This window comes from [Clostridium] scindens ATCC 35704 (assembly GCF_004295125.1).
In the GTDB taxonomy this organism is placed as follows: Bacteria; Bacillota; Clostridia; order Lachnospirales; family Lachnospiraceae; genus Clostridium_AP; species Clostridium_AP scindens.
The window spans coordinates 1,686,765-1,704,813 of sequence record NZ_CP036170.1 but is presented as its reverse complement, the minus strand read 5'-3'; the positions used below and the strand labels follow the sequence as shown (position 1 = coordinate 1,704,813).

The following is an 18,049-nucleotide window of genomic DNA, read 5'->3' as shown; positions in this document are numbered from 1 at the left end:
CCCTATTCAACACTCTTTAATGACTCTACCATATCTATCTTCCGGAGTTTAAAATACATCACGCCATTGACGATAAAGGAAAATGCTACGGTAAACGCCAGGCTGTACAGATAACTTGGCAAGTTGATGTTACGTCCGAACATGGCGGCATCCACCTCTACCGTCTGGATCACGAACAAATGGAGAATCCTTCCAAGAACTGCTCCCACAGCCGCTCCCACAAATGTCAGGATGATATTTTCCCTGTACACATAGGCTGCCACTTCCGGATTGTAGAATCCCAGCACTTTAAGCGTGGCAAGCTCCCTCTGTCTTTCCGTAATATTAATATTATTCAGATTATAAAGCACGACAAAGGCCAGCATTCCTGCCGAGATGATCAGGACAACGATTACCAGATTCAGGCTCTTTAGCATATCGTCCAGCTGCTTCTCTATGTCATGCATATAGCCAACACTGAGCACCGCATCCTCCGCCACAATCTTTTCTCCGGCCTTCTCCAACTGCTTCTTCGTATAAGAATCCTTGGCGGCAAAGAATATGCTGTTATAATCCGGCTTCTCATTGTACACCTTCTCATAGTATTTTGGCGTCATATAGAGATAGTGTCCCATATAATTCTCACAGATATGCTCGATCTTTACTTCTTTATTCCCATCCTTCTCATCCTTGATGTAGACACTGTCCCCCTCCTTTGCATCCAGCAATTTGGCTGTCTTCTCGCTTATGATCGCTCCCTCGTCCGATAATTCATAGGCTTCCTTGGTCTTGCGGTCGCGCAGATGGATGTACTGGTTCATTTTTCCCGGATCTTCCAATACGCATTCATAGGTTTCCCGCTCCTTCTTACCATTGACCAGCGTCACGCTCTGCATATTAGCATCAATAAAGCGCTGCACGTCCTTGTCTTTTTTAAGGAATCCTCTCAAATCCTGCCTCTGCTCCTCCGTCAGGTTCTCCTGAAGGTAGATGCTTCCGTCATATACCTGAATATCATCATATTGGATATCCGCGATATCAAAGATGGAATCCTTAAGCCCAAAACCGACCAGCATCAGGGCCATACAGCCTCCGATCCCGAATATGGTCATGAAGAAACGCTTTTTGTAACGCATCAGATTCCTTACGGTAGACTTCCATGTAAAGTTCAGATGCTTCCATATTATCCCTATCCGCTCCAGAAATACCCGCTTTCCATCCTTCGGCGATGGCGGACGCATCAATTCCGCCGGCTGCGCGTCCAACTCCCTGTAGCAGGCCAGGAATGTAGCAGCCATGGTACAGATGATCGCCGCAAAGGAAGCGATTGCCGCATATTTCCAGTTATAGGGCACCAATATCTTCGGGATGTGGTGGTACATAATCTCATACGCATAGATAATGATAAAGGGAAGGATCTTTTCGCCTACCAGCACGCCGATCACGCTTCCGCCCACCGTCGCCAGAAGGGCGTAGCCCAGATATTTGGACGCAATGGCGAATTTGTCATAACCCAGCGCCTTCATGGTTCCAATCGCGGTGCGCTGCTCCTCCACCATGCGGGTCATGCTGGTAAGGCTGATCAGCGCGGCTACCAGAAAGAAGATGACCGGGAACACCTTTCCTATGGCCCGCATCCGGTCGGCATTCTCTCCGTATCCGGAGAACTCCGGCAGAGAACTTCTGTCATAGACATACCATTTGGGCTTTTCGATATCGGCGATCTCCCTTTCCGCATCGCTGATCTTCTTCTCGCCGTCTTCTATCTCGGCCTCGGCTTTGGCCTTGCCGTCTTCATATTCCTTCTTGGCATCTTCCAGTTCCGCTTCCTTGGCGTTCAGTTCATTCTCGCCATCGGTCAGCGTGGCTTCCTTCGAATGGAGTTCCTGCCATCCGGCATTGATCTGCTCCTGCCCCGACTTTATCTGGTTAGCGGCCTGGCTAAGCTGCTGCTCGCTGGCATCCAGAGCGACCTTCGTATCTTGAAGTTTCTGCCCGCCATCGCTTAACTGCTTTTTCGCCCCTTCAAGTTTGGCAGACTGCTTGGCATATTCCTCTTCCTGCGCGCTAAGATCCTTGTTTGTCGCATCTGCCTGCTCCTTTAGTCCTCCCAATGTCAGGAGCCATTCATCATATTCGGGCCGCGATGGGTCCATGGGATTATCCTCCATCCACTTTATGTTCTCCAGAAGCCGGTTATATCCGTTCCAGCCCTGATCCAGCTGCTGGCGGAACATGGCCAGCCCTTCTTCTCCCTGCCGGATCTGTTCCTGTGCTGCCGGCTTGCCTGCGGCAAACTCTGCCGCGCCCTGCTCATAAGCGGCCTTTCCTTCCTGAAACTTTGCCAGTCCGTTCTCATACTCTGCCTTTGCATTGTCCAGTTCCTTCTGCTTGGAATTCAAGGTTGCCTTCGCATCGGCAATCTGGCTCTTGCCGTCCTCTATCTTCGCCCGGGCATCGCCTAGCTGCTGCTCGCCATCGGCAATGGCATTGGCTGCATCGCCTAGCTTCTGGTCAGATTCTTCTTTTCCTTTCGCGAGTTCATCCTTGGCTTTGTCAAGTTCGGCATTGGCATCATCCAGCAACTGCTGTCTTCGTATCTTGCCCCGGTCTCCGGTGATGTCTTCAATGCCATCCATGACCTCTTCGATCTTTTTATCATAGGCTTCCGTATAGGTCGTCAATTCCTTTGCCCCCGCCACCTGCACATAGGCTTCCGTATAGGCCTCCAGGTCAAACGTCTGTTCCGGGACGATCAGGAATCCATCTATGCTTCCGGTTCCGATGGCTGCGCTGCCTCTGCCAAAGGAGATATAGCAGGGGCTGCTGCCGGTTCCGACTACCGTAAGCTTCTCTGTCTTTAACGTATCCGATACCGGATTGCTGGTTCCCGACTTTAGCGTAATCTTATCGCCCACCTTGTATCCCATCTCATCGTCCGCCAGGCATTCGCCGATCTTCTCCGGAAGCCTGCCATCCGTCACCGCCACCTCATTCATATCTTTCTGCAGCGCCATCACGTGAAGAACATACTGCTCATCTTCTGTATTGCTTAGGAAGTCCGCGCTGTATGAGCCTTCCGCTTTTGCCACATGATCCACATCTTGAAGCGCCCGGATATCCTCTCTGGTGATTCCCAGCGTGCTTACCGTCTTAATGTCAAAAAGATTCGCGCCGTCGAAATAAGCATCTCCGGTTAGCCGCATTGACGGCTCGGAGGAGCGTATCCCGGAAAAGAAAGCAACTCCGAGCGCCACAATAAACAGGATTGATATAAAACGCCCTGAACTCTTTCTTATCTCCATATAAAAATCTTTTCGCGTAGACTTTGTTCCCATGCGCCACCTCTACCACTCTATCGTCTCAACCGATACAGGATATTTATTCTCTATAATGTCAGAAACTTTTCCGTTCTTAATCTTTATCACGCGATCCGCCATTGGCGCTATAGCCGAATTATGCGTAATCAGTATGACCGTCATTCCCTTGTTGCGGCAGGTATCCTGCAGCAGTTTGAGAATGGCTTTTCCTGTATTGTAATCCAGCGCCCCTGTGGGCTCGTCGCACAGCAGAAGCTTCGGATTCTTGGCCAAAGCCCTGGCGATCGATACTCTTTGCTGCTCCCCTCCGGAAAGCTGTGCCGGAAAGTTGTTCAGCCGCTCCCCCAATCCCACTTCTTCCAGCACGTCTGCCGCATCCATAGGATCTTTGCATATCTGCAGCGCCAGTTCCACATTCTCAAGCGCGGTCAGGTTAGGGATCAGATTATAGAATTGGAATACGAAGCCAATGTCATCCCTGCGGTACGCTGTAAGCTGCTTCTGGGAATAGGTAGCGATATCCTGTCCATCCACCAGGACCTTCCCTTCCGTCGCCGTATCCATGCCCCCCAGAATGTTAAGAACCGTGGTCTTCCCTGCGCCGCTTGGCCCTACCACTACCGCGAATTCGCCCTTCTTGATCTGGAAGTCGATTCCCGCGGCGGCCATGATCTTAACCTCGCCCATATTGTATACCTTTTTCACGCCCTCTAATGACACAAACCTGTCCATTGCCTTCCTCCGACCTCTGAATTCATTATTGTATCTATTTATTATATCACTTATAATAGCAGAAGAGAATTGACTTATTTATAAAACTATTCTAAAGAACAGGAGCCAAGAATATGAACACGACAGAAATACGTCCCGCCAAGTCGTTCCCGTTCTCCCGAAAGGAGCATACCGCCTGTGCTTTTAATATATCCTGTCTTCGCGCCTCGCTTCGCTCATCCGTGATGCCTTCAATCCGGTGCATAACTGCCTCGATCTTCTCATTATATGCATCGGTAAATATAACTCGCACTGCTTCCCGTTCCAACCACCGTCAGTTACTCTGTCTTCAACAGCAAATTCTCCTCCAAATATTAAAATTTTTAATATTCCATTATTGTACGAATCAATTATATCACGTATAATAACAGAAGAAAAATGGCTTATTTATAAAACTATTATAAAGAATTGGAGTTAGAAGTATGTACACAGTAAGTATATTGCAGGCAAAGACAGACAGTGAGATTCAAGACATTGCCACCTTGGCAGAAGACATCTGGCATCAGCATTTTACTCCAATTATCGGAGAAGCACAGGTTAATTACATGGTGAATAAGTTCCAGTCTCATCCGGCTATCAAATCACAGGTCGAGAACAACGGATATGAGTATTACCAGATCTACAGTTCCCACACATTAGCCGGATACGCTGGCATTCATCCAGAGGAGGACGCACTCTTCTTAAGCAAACTTTACATAAAAAAAGACTTCCGCGGACAGCATCTCGCTACGGAAGCAATGAATTTCCTGATTAATCTCTGTAAAGAACGGGGGCATAAAAAGATCTGGCTGACTTGTAATAAGTATAATGCGAATACACTGGCAATTTATAACCACTTGGGATTCGTAATTACAGATGCTCAAATGACTGATATAGGGAATGGGTTTGTGATGGATGATTATATCCTGACGTATGAAATCCAATAAAGGTATATTGGGAGCTTATACAAAGCTCCCATTCCAACAGTTTTGATGTCTATTTATTCATATTGCGAAAAATACTTATATAATTTCTGTAAATCCTTTTCCTCACTTGCCACAATCTCCAGATGAAGTTCCTCGCTTCTGGAGAAGATCTGCGACATAGACAGATATTGACACAGTTTAGACTTCAGGTTCAGTCTGTCTCCTTCCCCAGTTAAAAGTTCAACCCTCCCCTGGCAGCTATCCACTACTTTAAAAAACTCCGGCGCATTCGTAACCTTTTTTATCTTCATAAGTTCTCCTTTTACACTATATAAAAATCTGTTTCCCGCGAAATACCTTCTATCCTCTCAGCCAGGTTCTCATACAATGACCGCTTCAAAGTTTCAGCATCTCTCTTTTTCAAGGCATCAATATAACTCTGGTGTTCTGCAATCATCTTAGGCACACCAGTTTTATTCTTGATAACATCTCGACCATAGATCAGTTTAAAAAATGATAATGTATCCCACAATGATTCAATGACTGAACATACTCTATTCATATCGCTGATAGAATAAATCTTAAAATGGAATTTCCGATTCTGCAGATACAACTCCTTAGCATTCAATTCTGGCTGCTCAACAATCTGTATATATTCCCCATGTATAGCCTCCAGCTCTTGTACGTCTTCTTCTGTAATCTTCTCACATGCTCTGCCTGCTGCTAAAGGTTCCAGAAACTGACGCATCTGATATATCTGCAAAAGGTCATCCTGCGTCAGGGATACTAATTTCATACCTACATAGGGTACTGATTCTGCTAATCCCATCTTCTCCAGCCTATTCAATGCCTCTCTAATCGGCATCCTGCTTACACCAAGCTGTCTTGCAAGTTCTTCGGTATTTAGCTTTTCTCCCATTTTTAATTTCCCGTCCATAATCCAATCCATCAATTTATTTAATACCTGCATCGGAAATGTATCCCTCTGCAGTATCATTGAATCTTCCTGGTTCATTGTCACTCTACTATTCATATCCGGTATAACTCTTCATCTTTCCTTTATTTACAGACCGAGCTTCTCTACCAGTTTATCCAGAATCGCTACCTGTGCAGTCTCCTCTACCAATTCCGCTGTGTGTTCTGCTGCAAGAGCATCTTTACCCATTGCAACCACACCGTGATCGGCCAATAGAAATGCTGATATATCCGATGTCTTCTTAAACATCTCTTCGACCATCGGAACATCTTCAGTTCGAACCATCGCCGCGTGTACATCCAGCGTTGGATACGCAGCCGGATTCTTAAGCTGTGCATGCCAGGTTACGAGCGGCAGATCCTTCTTAGAAGAAGACCACCCAATTGCATACGGTGAATGTACATGTACAACCGCATTGACATCCGGCCGAAGTTTGTAGATATATCCATGCAGCAACGCTTCTCTGGTTGGCTTTCCATCCCCTTCAATTAAGTTTCCTTCGAAATCAGTAATCAAAAATCCCTCGGGTGTACAGTCACCTAGCGAGCCGCCGCTCGCCTTCACAAGCATTGTCTCAGTCCCTGGAATTCTGGCGCTTACATTGCCGCCACTGCCAGTCTGTATTCCTCTATTATACGCTCTTTTGCTTGCAATAACAAGTTTTTCTGCTATTTCATATACTTCCTGAGTCATCGATATACCTCCTAATTCTCGTGCCCTAATAAGAAAAATCCTGTGACAATTTACCTCTTTGTTTCATTTCATCTATCATATAATGTGCTGCTTTAATCCCGAATTCTTTCGTATCCAGATTATGTGGAATTACAATAACTTCTACATTATCATTTACATTGTTAATAATTGTCTGAATCAGCACACTATCACTCTCTGGTGAATATAACTCCTGTCCTTCCTGTGTATTATGCCTCATTCCTTTTGTAGGAATTAATAGTTTAATCGGATAGGTTACTTTACTAAGTCTCTCCACCAGAATCTTACCGAGCGCTTCAGCCTCATCCGGAAGGATCTTGATATGCGCTGTATTGGCATTATGCAGCATATATTTCCTTTCATCCATACGTCCCGGAAGTTCATTCGTACTAAAATCAACAAAATCCAAACCTCCCAGACTAATAACCAAAGGTACCTTTTTTTCAACAGACTCTACCAGACGGATACTTGATCTTGGTCCATAAGAAAATCCACCGCCAAAATACTCCGATGTCAACTCATGAAGCGTCAAATCCAGAATCCCATCTACCATTCCGCTTGCAGCCATATTTTCCATCGTCGCACCGCCAACTCCGGTTGCATGGAATCCAATCACTTCCAACCCTACCCTTTCTAATTCTTCTACAGCCTCAACAGCACCGTTATTTGTTACTCCCATCAAAGTAACAGCCACAACTGGTTTGTCTCCTTTTTTTAACACTTTCCCTGCACATTTTACCATGCCCACACAACAGGCACAGGCATTGGAAATGACCTGACGTGTTACAATATTCAGACCTGTAAAATCGCAGATTGCCGGCATAACCGTAATATCCTTATCCCCTACTACCAAATCAAACTTTCTGGTTCCACTGGCAACGGTTGTAGCTATGACCTTTGGAAAACCAATAGGAAGTCTCTGCATGGCGTTCGCTGCCATGACTGTGTTCTGTAAACCTCCTACGGAAATAATTCCATCAATTTTCCCTTCCAAATACAGTTTTTCAACATAATCTGCAACCGCATCCTTCATGAAATCAATCTTTTCTCCCTTTGATTTCGGCTCCATCTCTGACCATGAAGTTCCATATGCTTGTGCAATTTCTTCTCTGGAAATGTCATAATTATACGAGGGATCCGGTCCTGTCGCTGTATTAAGAACTAAAGTATTCAAATCTTCCTTTTTTATAAAATTACTAATAAATTCTGCTTCTTTATATTTTGTATCGCAACTTTCAATAATCGCTATTGTTTTCATACTTTTTCACCATTTCTTCTATATACACATTGTGAAGACTATCCGATTGACAGTCTTCACAACAGAACATTACGCAACAAATAATTAACTAAAATATTTTGTTTGTGCCTTTGCTGCTGCTTTTTTAGCATCTTTATCGATGATTGCAGTTTTGAATTCATCAAATACAAAGTCACTGTCTTTTGTCCCGATTACCGGAATCTTATTATCATGAGAATCCTCATATTTTTCTACTGCGGCAGATAAAATAACATCATGGGCCAGCAGCAGATGTTTGTGAGGATCAACTCCCGCTTCTTTACAGCGGCGCACATGATCACGAACCGTCTCCCATGCAGCAACAATATCTACAAAGCGTCCCGGCGGGCAGATATCATAGTGCAATTCATCCTGCATAGCCTGTGGCGCATCAATATTACCCATTACAAATACTGAATCCCCTACACAGAAGTAAGGACCATCTTCTGTCTGAACAGCAATGCTCATATGTCCCGGACAATGGCCGAATGATTCATAGACACTGACACCCGGAATAATCTCCACTTCACCTCTTACCGTCTCAAAACGTTCCTTCACCCCCGGTGCATCATAAGGTGCGACAAATTCATCACCCACTGTAACATCCCCGTCTTTCGCAATAATTGGTCGGCAATAAGACTTATAGTGCAGCGGAACCGGATTATGTGCATAATTCCATTCTGCTTCATTGCAGATGAAACGTGCATTCGTAAACTTTTCAATATAGAAAACGTGATCCCAATGAAGATGTGTAAACAATACAATGTCTACATCTTCCGGTTTGTAACCCACTTGAGCCAGACGAGATTCGATATCATCAATTCCTGGTCTCTGCATGGACGGTCCATGATGATATTTATCTGCATGTTCATTCCAGGACATACCCGTATCAACCAGGACAAGTTTCTCGCCTCCCTCAATTAAAAATGTGAAATCCGGCAACTGATCAGATTCATTCGAGATCCCCATCTTTTCTACATATTTTTTACAGGAAAAATGATACCAATACTCCAGTGGTTTTGTTGGAATGTAACCAGAATTAAGTGGTCTGATTGTTAGTGACATAATAATAATCCTCTCTTTCATTAAAATTGTTATATTATATTTTTATAACCTTAATCAAAGGGCTTTACTGCGCTTGGGTTTGTGCCATCGTTTCCCGTTCAGCAATCGCTTCCTCTGAGTAAATACCCAGTTTCTTTTTTCTCATACGCTTATCACACATAGAAGTTATGATCGGTGCTGTAAACGCTGTTACAATCGCTGCCACGGCGACCTGCGCCGTTGCCGTGCCTGCATATGGCTCCCAAGTTGGATCCACCTCTGCCACAGATGCCGGTACACTTGTCGCATTCGCTGCTGTCGTTCCAATTGCTGCTCCCATTGCATTCCGCTTATTCTTAGGAAGAAGAAGCTGGTATACAAAATAGAACAGAAATGCTGTCAATGCTGATATCATTGCCAGAATCAATCCTGCCATGCCGCCCTGTACCAGACTCATCAGGCTCATTCCCGCTCCAATTGGAATCATCATAAAGAATGTGATAATCGGCATCGCATCTGCAGCTACCTTTCGGAAAGTATCATCCAGATTGCCCCAGATAATACCAATGATCAAAGGAATCAAAGTTGCAATAAATGCATAAATCGGAATGGATGCCATACCCGCTGTTCCCATTGCAATCATAGTAAAGAACGGACCGTCATTTAATGACAGAATCGAAATTGCTCCCGCATCCGTCTCATCACCATACTGCTGTGCAAGTCCCAAATATAATCCTCCTGCGGAGTTAGTGAGTGCTGCAATGATTGCCATCGGAGTAATCCCCGCAAATCCTGCCACACCGCACAATTTGGTAACCAGCAGGCCAAACGCAACACCAAAGATGAACTTCATCAATGTTAAAACGAATCCCTTATACAGTGGCATTCCTATCTTCTTAACATCAATAGAAGCTCCGTTCAGCAGCAAAAACATGCCCAGCAGACAGGCCGTTCCTGACTTAAACATTCCTGTCGTAAATCCACCAATCTCTAATACATCCGGTATAAACGTGTTTGCAAGCACACCCACCAGCATAGGAACGATAATTAATCCGCCAGGAATTCTCTGCATCAGTTTAAAAAAACTTTTCTTTTCCTTCATTTTATTTCCTCCTTTAAATTTTTCTCCATATCCTTGCTTCAATCCATATTTTAGTATTACTGCTGCAAATATTTTTTTGCTGTCTCATTATTGATTTTCGTACACGTATTTTGCGTTTCTGATAAGTTTCTCAAAAGCCTGTGCCTGCCACGCAGATCTCCCGACAAAAAGGCCGTCAACCGATGGCTGTATAATGAGTTGATTTGCATTCTGGGGATTGACACTTCCCCCATATAAAACAGGAATGCTCTCGCCGGTCTCTCCAAATATCTCTCTTAGAGTCTCCTTAATCACTTCATGCATTTTTTCTGCATATTGCGCAGTAGCCGGGGTTCCATTCACCCCAATTGACCACACCGGCTCATAGGCTACCCATATATTCAAAGCATCGGACGCATCAACACCATAAAATCCTATCTTAAGCTGGGTTCTAAGTACCTCAGAACTAATACCATATTTCTTTTCTTCTGCAGTCTCGCCAATGCAGAGCAGAGTCTTAAAGCCATGTTTTAACGCTAATCTGACTTTCCTGTTCTCTTCTACATCTGTTTCGCCAAAAACATGTCTTCTCTCCGAATGACCGATCATTACCAGATTAATGCCCATTTCTTCTATCATACAAGGAGAGATTTCACCCGTAAATTGACCTTCATCCTCCCAGCACATATTCTGGGCCCCAATCCTTACATAATTGCGGTCACCGCATTTTACCGCTGCATCTAGAGATGTATATGACGGAATAATAAAAAGTTCTATTTTATCACGACTAATATCCTTGGTCCGTTCTACTAATTCCCGCAAATATGCCGAAGTGTCTTCCATACCCTTATACATTTTTAGATTACTGCCAAAATATAACTTCTTCACTTTCTTTCCTCCACTTACTTTTGTCCATTACCATTTTCACGACTATTATCATAAGCAACGAACGCATCTACCTTCGGCTGGGATGCACACCCCGAAACAAATTCATTCGTCAGAAAGGCATCCACCATTCCTTCTCTCACCTTGCTCCCCGTAGTAAAGGCCCCCATGCATGCTATATTCGCATTATTGCTGAGCCTTGCTCTTGTAGCAGAATATATATCTGAAATCAGTGCCGCATAAGCTCCTTTTACTTTATTTGCTGCCAGAGATACACCAATACCCGTACCACAGATTAAGATTCCTCTGTCATATTCCTTTGCAGCAACACTTTCCGCAACTTTTATAGCCGTATGTGCATATATGGGATCTTCACTGCCAAAATCAGTGACCTCTCCATATCCCTTCTTCTCAATATACTTAATTAACTCTTCTTTTACCGTCTGTGCATTCGGATCACATCCAATTGCTATTTTCATCTCTATACTCCTTTCTTTTTCGGATATCGGATATTGGATACGATTTATGTTTCAATAATAGCACTCACATTTTCCATTGTCAATAGCAATCCTTATTTCTATCATGTAATTCTTAAACGAAAAAAGAAGTGCGCTTCGCAGATAAGCATTTATCTGCGAAGCGCACTCCCTTTCTATATAACACACAACTTCCTACTCTTTCCCATCAAAGCAATAAGTACAAACCTTACAAGGCTCAATCCCAATAGATGTTAACAGATCATCCAGTCTATGATACCGCAGCGTCGTAAAGTTCTGCTGCTTCCTGATATCCTCGATCATCTGCGCGTACCTGCAGGTACATGGATTCGAATATTCCTCCAGCACCTCTTTCGATACATCATCGCCTTCCCGTTTCTTAATCATCTGCCTTGCGATCAGTTCCATCTCCGATTTGGAACGTGAGAAGTTCAGATACTTACATCCATACATAATCGGAGGACATGCCGGACGGACATGTACTTCTTTGGCTCCGCTCTGATATAAGAATTCTGTCGTCTCACGAAGTTGGGTTCCACGCACGATAGAATCGTCGATCAGAAGCAGTTTCTTATTCTCAATCAAAGCATGTACCGGAATCAACTTCATACGTGCAATCAGGTTACGCTGGCTCTGATTAGTCGGCATGAAAGAACGCGGCCATGTTGGTGTATACTTAATAAATGGTCTGGCATACGGAATACCCGATTCATTCGCATATCCGATTGCATGGGCTATACCAGAATCCGGAACACCGGCAACAATATCCGGACGAACAGAATTCCCATCTCTCTTAGCCAGCATACTACCACATTTATAACGCATCTCTTCTACATTGACACCTTCATAAGAAGAAGTCGGATATCCGTAATACACCCACAAAAAAGAGCAGATCTTCATCTCCTCCTGTGGTTTGCAAAGCACCTCAACACCTTCCGGAGTAACATATACGACCTCTGCAGGACCTAACACTTTATAGTCCGTATATCCAAGGTTAATATATGCATGACTTTCAAAAGATACACAATAAGCATCTGTCTTATGCCCAACTACAAGAGGTGTTCTTCCATAACGGTCTCTGGCTGCGTAGATTCCCTCTTTAGTCATCACAAGCATGGTCATGGAGCCATCTACCAGTTCCTGCACATATTTGATTCCTTCCAAGATAGAATCTTTTTCACAGATCAGTGCCGCAACCAGTTCTGTTACATTAATCTGACCATTCGTCATCTCCTGGAAATGAGAACGTGCATTATTATACAGCCGGTTCAATAATTCTTCATAATTATTCACCTTTCCAACCGTTGTAACTGCAAAACTTCCCAGATGAGACTGAATCAGCAGCGGCTGCGGCTCAAAATCTGAGATACATCCAATTCCAAGGTGTCCCTTCATCTCACTGACATCGCGGTCGAACTTCGTACGGAACGGCGAGTTCTCAATGTTGTGGATTGCACGGTTGAATCCAGCCTTGCCATATGTTGCCATACCTCCTCGTCTGGTTCCAAGATGCGAGTGATAATCTACTCCATAAAAAAGTTCTAATACGCAATCATTCTTTGACGCTACGCCAAAAAAACCTCCCATATGACTTCTCCTTTTCTATTCATCGTATTTTATATTCCTTGATATTACTCATGCATTGTAACACATGGCAACCGCTTCTGTCTAATGCTACCTTAACATCTCTCTTAACTTCTGGCTTGCCAGCCCCGGGTCCGCTTTGCCTTTCATGGCCTTCATCGTCTGTCCCACGAGGGCTCCAAGGGCTTTTTCTTTCCCGTTTTTAAAATCAGCGACAGCCTTCGGGTTCTCGGCAATCACGTGCGTCAGCACTTCCATAAGCGCGCCTTCATCATTCACCGTCTTAAGCCCGTGCTTCTCTACGTAGTCTTTTGGATCTACATCCTCTTCAAATATCTTTTCAAACACTTCTTTTGCCACAGAACTGTTGATGGTTCCCGCGTCGGCAAGTTCGATCAGCCCTGCAAGATTCTCCGGCGAGAATCGGATATCTTCCGGCTGCATGTCATGCTCCTTCAGAAGGCGGAGGGTCTCAACCATCAGCCAGTTGGACACTTTCTTTGGCTTTTTGCAGATAGCCGTGGCCGCTTCGAAAATATCCGCCATATGCTTGGAGTTTGTGATAATCTCCGCGTCATACTGGGGAATATCGAACTCCTTCCTATATCTTTCTAGTTTCTCTGCCCGCAGTTCGGGCTGTCTTAATCTTACCTCTTCAATCCATTCATCGCTGATGATCACGGGAACCAGGTCGGGTTCCGGAAAATAGCGGTAATCCTTGGCGTCCTCTTTGGAACGCATGGCATAGGAAGCCTCTTTGTTGTCATCCCACCTGCGTGTTTCCTGGACTACTTCTTTCCCTTCTTCCAGAAGTTCTATCTGGCGCCGGCGTTCGCCTTCGATCGCCCTGGCTATGGCCTTAAAGGAGTTTAGATTCTTCATCTCCGTTCGGGTGCCGAATTCCTCTTTGCCGACTTCCCGGACAGACAGGTTGACATCCGCTCTCATGGAGCCTTCCTGCAGCTTGCAGTCGGATGCCCCCAGATACTGGATGATGGTGCGCAGTTTCTCCAGGTAAGCGATCACCTCTTCCGCCGACCGCATATCCGGCTCGGATACGATCTCCACCAGCGGGACGCCGCTTCGGTTATAATCCACCAGCGAGGTGTCATCCCATTCGTCGTGGATCAGTTTTCCTGCGTCTTCTTCCATGTGCATCTCATGGATGCGAACTTTTTTCTTAATATCCCCTGCTTCGATCTCCACATATCCGTTTCTTGCAATCGGCAGATACAGCTGGGATATCTGGTAATTCTGCGGATTGTCCGGATAGAAATAATTCTTGCGGTCAAATTTGCATTCCCTGGCTATCTCGCAGTTGGTGGCAAGGCCGATAGCCATAGCATACTCTACCACCTGCCTGTTCAGTGCCGGAAGAGACCCCGGCATGCCGGTACACACAGGGCAGGTGTGCGTATTGGGCGCGCCTCCGAACTGCGTGCTGCAAGAGCAGAAGATCTTGGTCTTAGTTGCTAATTCCACATGGACTTCCAGTCCGATCACCGTTTCATACTGTCTGGTCATGATTATCGGCCCCCTTTCTTGCTTTCATCCGCCCGGGCAGCTTCCTGCCCTGCCATGTCCTTTACAAAGCCTGGCCTTTCATAAGGCCTCGTCTGTTCGTATGCGTATGCCGCCCGGAGGATCTTATGCTCCTCAAAGCAGTTGCCGAGCAGCTGCATTCCCACGGGCAGGCCTTTGGAATCCTGCCCCACCGGTACGCTGATTCCCGGAAGGCCGGCCAGGTTAGCGGAAACAGTATAGACATCCGCCAGATACATTTTCATCGGATCGCTCAGGCTCTTTCCTAATTCCGGCGCTGTTGTAGGCGCAGCTGGCGCCACAATCACGTCGTATTTCTCAAAAGCCTTGTCAAACGCATTCTTGATAAGAGCCTTTGTCTTCAATGCCTTCAGGTAATAAGCGTCATAATAGCCGGAACTAAGCGCAAAGGAACCCAGCATGATCCTTCGTTTTACCTCGGAGCCGAATCCCTCAGAGCGGGTTTTTTTGTACATATTATGAAGCCCTTTGTATTCCTCCGTGCGGTATCCATATTTCACTCCGTCAAAGCGGGACAGGTTGGAACTTGCCTCCGCTGAAGCGATCACGTAATAGGCAGGGACCGCATACTGCACAAGGCTGAGATCGAATGCTTCCACAATCGCGCCCTTTTCCTCCAATACTTTTACCGCGCGAAGAATCTGTTCTTTTACTTCCTTGTCCAGCCCCTCTCCGAAATAATCCTGCGGGATGCCGATTCTCATCCCCTTCACATCATCCACCAGGGCGCCGGTAAAGTCATAGCCCTTAATCCCTTCTTCCTTTCCCGGGTAGGTATAAGCGTCCCGGTCAATCGAGGTACTGTCCTTCGGATCATGGGAGGCGATCGCTTCCAGAATCGCCGCGCAGTCCGTCACATCCTTCGCGATCGGCCCTACCTGGTCCAGGGATGATCCGTAGGCCACCAGGCCGTAACGGGATACCGTGCCATACGTAGGCTTGATTCCCACAACGCCGCAGTAGGAACTGGGCTGGCGGATGCTCCCGCCGGTATCAGTACCAAGCGCAAACGCACATTCTTCCGCTGCTACCGCTGTGCAGGAACCGCCGGAGGAGCCGCCCGGCACATGCTTTAGATTCCATGGATTCCTGGTTTCTCCGAAATAAGAGGTCTCTGTCGTGCTGCCCATGGCAAATTCATCCATATTGGTCTTGCCGATGATCACTGCCCCCGCCTTTTCCAGATTCCTTACTGCCTCTGCTGTAAATGTGGGCTTAAAGTTTTCCAGAATCTTAGAACTGCAGGTGGTAAGCATATCCTTGGTACAAAGATTATCCTTGATTGCCACCGGCACTCCCGCCAGAGGGCCTGTAAGGCTGCCTTCCTCCAACTGCTTCTGGATCTTTTCTGCACGTTTCAGCGCGCCTTCCCTGTCAACCGTCACAAAACTATGAATCTTTTCCTCTGCCTTTTCAATCTGGCTCAGAGATGCTTTTACGGCCTCTGCTACCGATATTTCTTTTGATCTGATCTTTTTTCCTATTTCTACTGCTGTCATGCTCATAATATCCATTGTATCCGCACCCTCCTAACCAATTGTCTTTGGTACTTTGAAACTGTTGTTCTTCTGAAGCGGCGCATTGGCCAGCGTATCTTTGCTTCCGTCCTCGTTCGTCACCACATCTTCGCGGAATACGTTTTTAATAGGAAATACATGGGACATCGGTTCTATCCCTTCCGTGTCCAGTTCATTTAACGTATCTATATAATCCAGCATTTTCTCCATATCGGCCTTCGCGTCTTGCTTCTCCTGGCCTGTTAATTCGAGTTTTGCCAGAATTCCTACATATTCGATGGTCTCGTCTGATATTTTATGTGCCATAATTGCCTCCTTCTATCATTGATAAAAACTGAAATAATCTGTTGACTCTATCTTCTCGCTTGGCGTCAGTGCCACGGAAAGGCCGTCTTTGCAGAATATGGTTGCATGTTCCGGAAAGAACTGCGCATTAACGTACACTTTCCGCCAAACATACATTTTTTCTCCTATACCTCTGAATCCTCCCCTATGGCTCCAGCCTGCTCAAGTCTCTTGGGAAGAGCGTAGTCTCTCTTACATTGTCCTCCCCAATCAGTTTCATGGTCAGACGCTCCAGGCCAATGCCGATTCCCCCATGCGGCGGCATGCCATGCTTGAAGGTATCCAGGTACTGCTCCATCCCTTCCTGGGACATGCCCCTTGCCTTGATCTTCTCAACCAGCATTTCATAATCGTGAATACGCTGACCTCCTGTCGTAATCTCCATTCCTCTGAACAGCAGATCAAAACTCAGCGTATATCTGGGGTCCTTTGGATCATCCATCGCATAGAAGGGGCGCTTCTTGGACGGGTAATGTGTCACGAACACAAAGTCGCTGCCCCATTCCTCCTTGGCATACTGGCTGATTAACTGCTCTTCTTCCGGTTCCAGGTCAAAAGGATTTCTCATCTTATGACCGTACTTCTCAGACACCTTTTCTTTGATATCGCTGAATTCTACCGCTGGAATCTTCTCCACCTCTGGAAGCGTAATACCAAGGATCTTGAGTTCTTGCGCATAATCTTTTTTCAGCAGTTCCATAGCATATTGCAGATACCCGGTCTCCATAGCCATAATATCCTCGAATCCGTCGATATAGCCCATCTCAAAGTCCAGGCTGGTGTATTCATTTAGGTGGCGCTTGGTGTTGTGCTTCTCTGCCCGGAATACCGGTGCCGTCTCAAATACTCTGTCGAATACGCCTACCATCATCTGCTTATAGAACTGGGGGCTCTGGGCAAGAACCGCAGGCCTGTGGAAATATTCCAGTTTGAAGATGTTCGCGCCGCCTTCCGCGCCTTTCGCTCCAATCTTTGGCGTATGAATCTCTGTAAATCCCTGGCTGTAAAGGAAGTCCCGGAAAGCACGCGTCAATCCTTCCTGGATTCTGAATTTGGCACGCTCTCTTATGTTTCTAAGAGAAATGGAACGGTAATTTAACTTTGCTTCCAGAGACGTGTTCAGTTTCCACTTGGAAATGGCCAGCGGCATCATCTCATCCTGGGGCTGGCTTAAGATCTTCAGATTCTCCATCCGTATCTCTATGCCGCCCGGAGCCTTTTCATTTTCTTCAAGCACGCCCTCTACCTCTATTGTGGCAGCCTCCTTGATATCTTTCAAGTCAAACTTTGCGGTTCCTTCTTCGTATACTCCCTGAAGAAGCCCCTCCCGTTTTCTCAGGATGACGAATGCCACTGTCCCCATATTCCGGATGGCATGCACTGCGCCGTTTACTTTGACTGTCTGGCCTGGCTGCGCCTGCTTCCGTAATTCACTGATTTCTAAAGTGTCCTTGTGTCTTACTCCTGTTAAATATTCCATTTTGTCCTCCTTTTCTTTTCCGGGACGAATTGCAATGTTGGTTTTGGAACGCAGTCCTCATTGCCAACGCGAAAAAAGTCCCGGGAGGGATACTGTTTGTATCTCTCCCGGGACG

Annotated in this window: 18 protein-coding genes; 1 reads left to right on the top strand and 17 read right to left on the bottom strand. The window is 45.9% G+C overall.

The window, feature by feature from the left end:
- Window positions 1-2: 2 nt before the first annotated feature.
- The 3 genes from HDCHBGLK_RS08760 to HDCHBGLK_RS08750 all read right to left on the bottom strand — a co-directional run bounded on the left by HDCHBGLK_RS08760 (window position 3) and on the right by HDCHBGLK_RS08750 (window position 4,323).
- Window positions 3-3,317 (bottom strand): FtsX-like permease family protein, encoded by a 3,315-nt coding sequence (locus HDCHBGLK_RS08760; protein WP_004608407.1) that lies wholly within the window; start codon window positions 3,315-3,317, stop codon window positions 3-5.
- A gap of 9 nt (window positions 3,318-3,326) precedes the next feature.
- A complete protein-coding gene (locus HDCHBGLK_RS08755) occupies window positions 3,327-4,031 on the bottom strand; it encodes an ABC transporter ATP-binding protein (protein WP_004608408.1) in 705 nt (234 codons plus the stop codon).
- Window positions 4,032-4,122: 91 nt separating this feature from the next.
- Window positions 4,123-4,323 carry a hypothetical protein gene (locus HDCHBGLK_RS08750; protein WP_147574663.1) on the bottom strand — a complete coding sequence of 67 codons (201 nt, stop codon included), beginning with the start codon at window positions 4,321-4,323 and terminating at the stop codon, window positions 4,123-4,125.
- A 169-nt stretch (window positions 4,324-4,492) separates the two neighbouring features.
- Here HDCHBGLK_RS08750 and HDCHBGLK_RS08745 point away from each other — a divergent pair, with 169 nt between their 5' ends.
- Complete coding sequence (locus HDCHBGLK_RS08745) at window positions 4,493-4,996, top strand: GNAT family N-acetyltransferase (RefSeq protein WP_004608410.1); 504 nt, start codon at window positions 4,493-4,495, stop codon at window positions 4,994-4,996.
- A 53-nt stretch (window positions 4,997-5,049) separates the two neighbouring features.
- Here the strand turns inward: HDCHBGLK_RS08745 and HDCHBGLK_RS08740 are convergent, their stop codons facing one another.
- From HDCHBGLK_RS08740 to aspS, 14 genes are all read right to left on the bottom strand, one after another.
- The gene (locus tag HDCHBGLK_RS08740) at window positions 5,050-5,286 is read right to left on the bottom strand and encodes a hypothetical protein (RefSeq protein ID WP_004608411.1); all 237 of its coding nucleotides are present in this window, start codon (window positions 5,284-5,286) and stop codon (window positions 5,050-5,052) included.
- Window positions 5,287-5,297: 11 nt separating this feature from the next.
- On the bottom strand, window positions 5,298-6,008 hold the full coding sequence (locus HDCHBGLK_RS08735; protein ID WP_039910059.1) for a GntR family transcriptional regulator: 711 nt from the start codon (window positions 6,006-6,008) through the stop codon (window positions 5,298-5,300).
- Window positions 6,009-6,038: 30 nt separating this feature from the next.
- On the bottom strand, window positions 6,039-6,644 hold the full coding sequence (locus HDCHBGLK_RS08730; protein WP_004608413.1) for a class II aldolase/adducin family protein: 606 nt from the start codon (window positions 6,642-6,644) through the stop codon (window positions 6,039-6,041).
- Window positions 6,645-6,669: 25 nt separating this feature from the next.
- Window positions 6,670-7,920, bottom strand: coding sequence for a Tm-1-like ATP-binding domain-containing protein (locus HDCHBGLK_RS08725; protein WP_004608414.1), 1,251 nt, complete (start codon window positions 7,918-7,920; stop codon window positions 6,670-6,672).
- Between the two features lie 84 nt (window positions 7,921-8,004).
- A complete protein-coding gene (locus tag HDCHBGLK_RS08720) occupies window positions 8,005-9,003 on the bottom strand; it encodes an N-acyl homoserine lactonase family protein (RefSeq protein WP_039910062.1) in 999 nt (332 codons plus the stop codon).
- 64 nt (window positions 9,004-9,067) lie between these two features.
- Window positions 9,068-10,084 (bottom strand): 2-keto-3-deoxygluconate permease, encoded by a 1,017-nt coding sequence (locus tag HDCHBGLK_RS08715; RefSeq protein ID WP_039910064.1) that lies wholly within the window; start codon window positions 10,082-10,084, stop codon window positions 9,068-9,070.
- An 87-nt stretch (window positions 10,085-10,171) separates the two neighbouring features.
- Complete coding sequence (tpiA, locus tag HDCHBGLK_RS08710) at window positions 10,172-10,951, bottom strand: triose-phosphate isomerase (protein WP_004608417.1); 780 nt, start codon at window positions 10,949-10,951, stop codon at window positions 10,172-10,174.
- Window positions 10,952-10,965: 14 nt separating this feature from the next.
- Complete coding sequence (locus HDCHBGLK_RS08705; RefSeq protein ID WP_004608418.1) at window positions 10,966-11,427, bottom strand: RpiB/LacA/LacB family sugar-phosphate isomerase; 462 nt, start codon at window positions 11,425-11,427, stop codon at window positions 10,966-10,968.
- Between the two features lie 192 nt (window positions 11,428-11,619).
- The gene (locus tag HDCHBGLK_RS08700) at window positions 11,620-13,032 is read right to left on the bottom strand and encodes an amidophosphoribosyltransferase (RefSeq protein ID WP_004608420.1); all 1,413 of its coding nucleotides are present in this window, start codon (window positions 13,030-13,032) and stop codon (window positions 11,620-11,622) included.
- A gap of 87 nt (window positions 13,033-13,119) precedes the next feature.
- Window positions 13,120-14,553, bottom strand: coding sequence for an Asp-tRNA(Asn)/Glu-tRNA(Gln) amidotransferase subunit GatB (gatB, locus tag HDCHBGLK_RS08695; RefSeq protein WP_004608421.1), 1,434 nt, complete (start codon window positions 14,551-14,553; stop codon window positions 13,120-13,122).
- A 2-nt stretch (window positions 14,554-14,555) separates the two neighbouring features.
- Entirely contained in the window at window positions 14,556-16,106 is a 1,551-nt protein-coding gene (gene gatA / locus HDCHBGLK_RS08690; protein WP_004608422.1) for an Asp-tRNA(Asn)/Glu-tRNA(Gln) amidotransferase subunit GatA, read from the bottom strand.
- A 15-nt stretch (window positions 16,107-16,121) separates the two neighbouring features.
- Entirely contained in the window at window positions 16,122-16,415 is a 294-nt protein-coding gene (gatC, locus tag HDCHBGLK_RS08685; protein ID WP_004608423.1) for an Asp-tRNA(Asn)/Glu-tRNA(Gln) amidotransferase subunit GatC, read from the bottom strand.
- A 15-nt stretch (window positions 16,416-16,430) separates the two neighbouring features.
- The gene (locus HDCHBGLK_RS18785) at window positions 16,431-16,571 is read right to left on the bottom strand and encodes a hypothetical protein (RefSeq protein ID WP_004608424.1); all 141 of its coding nucleotides are present in this window, start codon (window positions 16,569-16,571) and stop codon (window positions 16,431-16,433) included.
- A gap of 28 nt (window positions 16,572-16,599) precedes the next feature.
- The gene (aspS, locus tag HDCHBGLK_RS08680; RefSeq protein ID WP_004608425.1) at window positions 16,600-17,934 is read right to left on the bottom strand and encodes an aspartate--tRNA(Asn) ligase; all 1,335 of its coding nucleotides are present in this window, start codon (window positions 17,932-17,934) and stop codon (window positions 16,600-16,602) included.
- Between the last annotated feature and the right edge of the window lie 115 nt (window positions 17,935-18,049).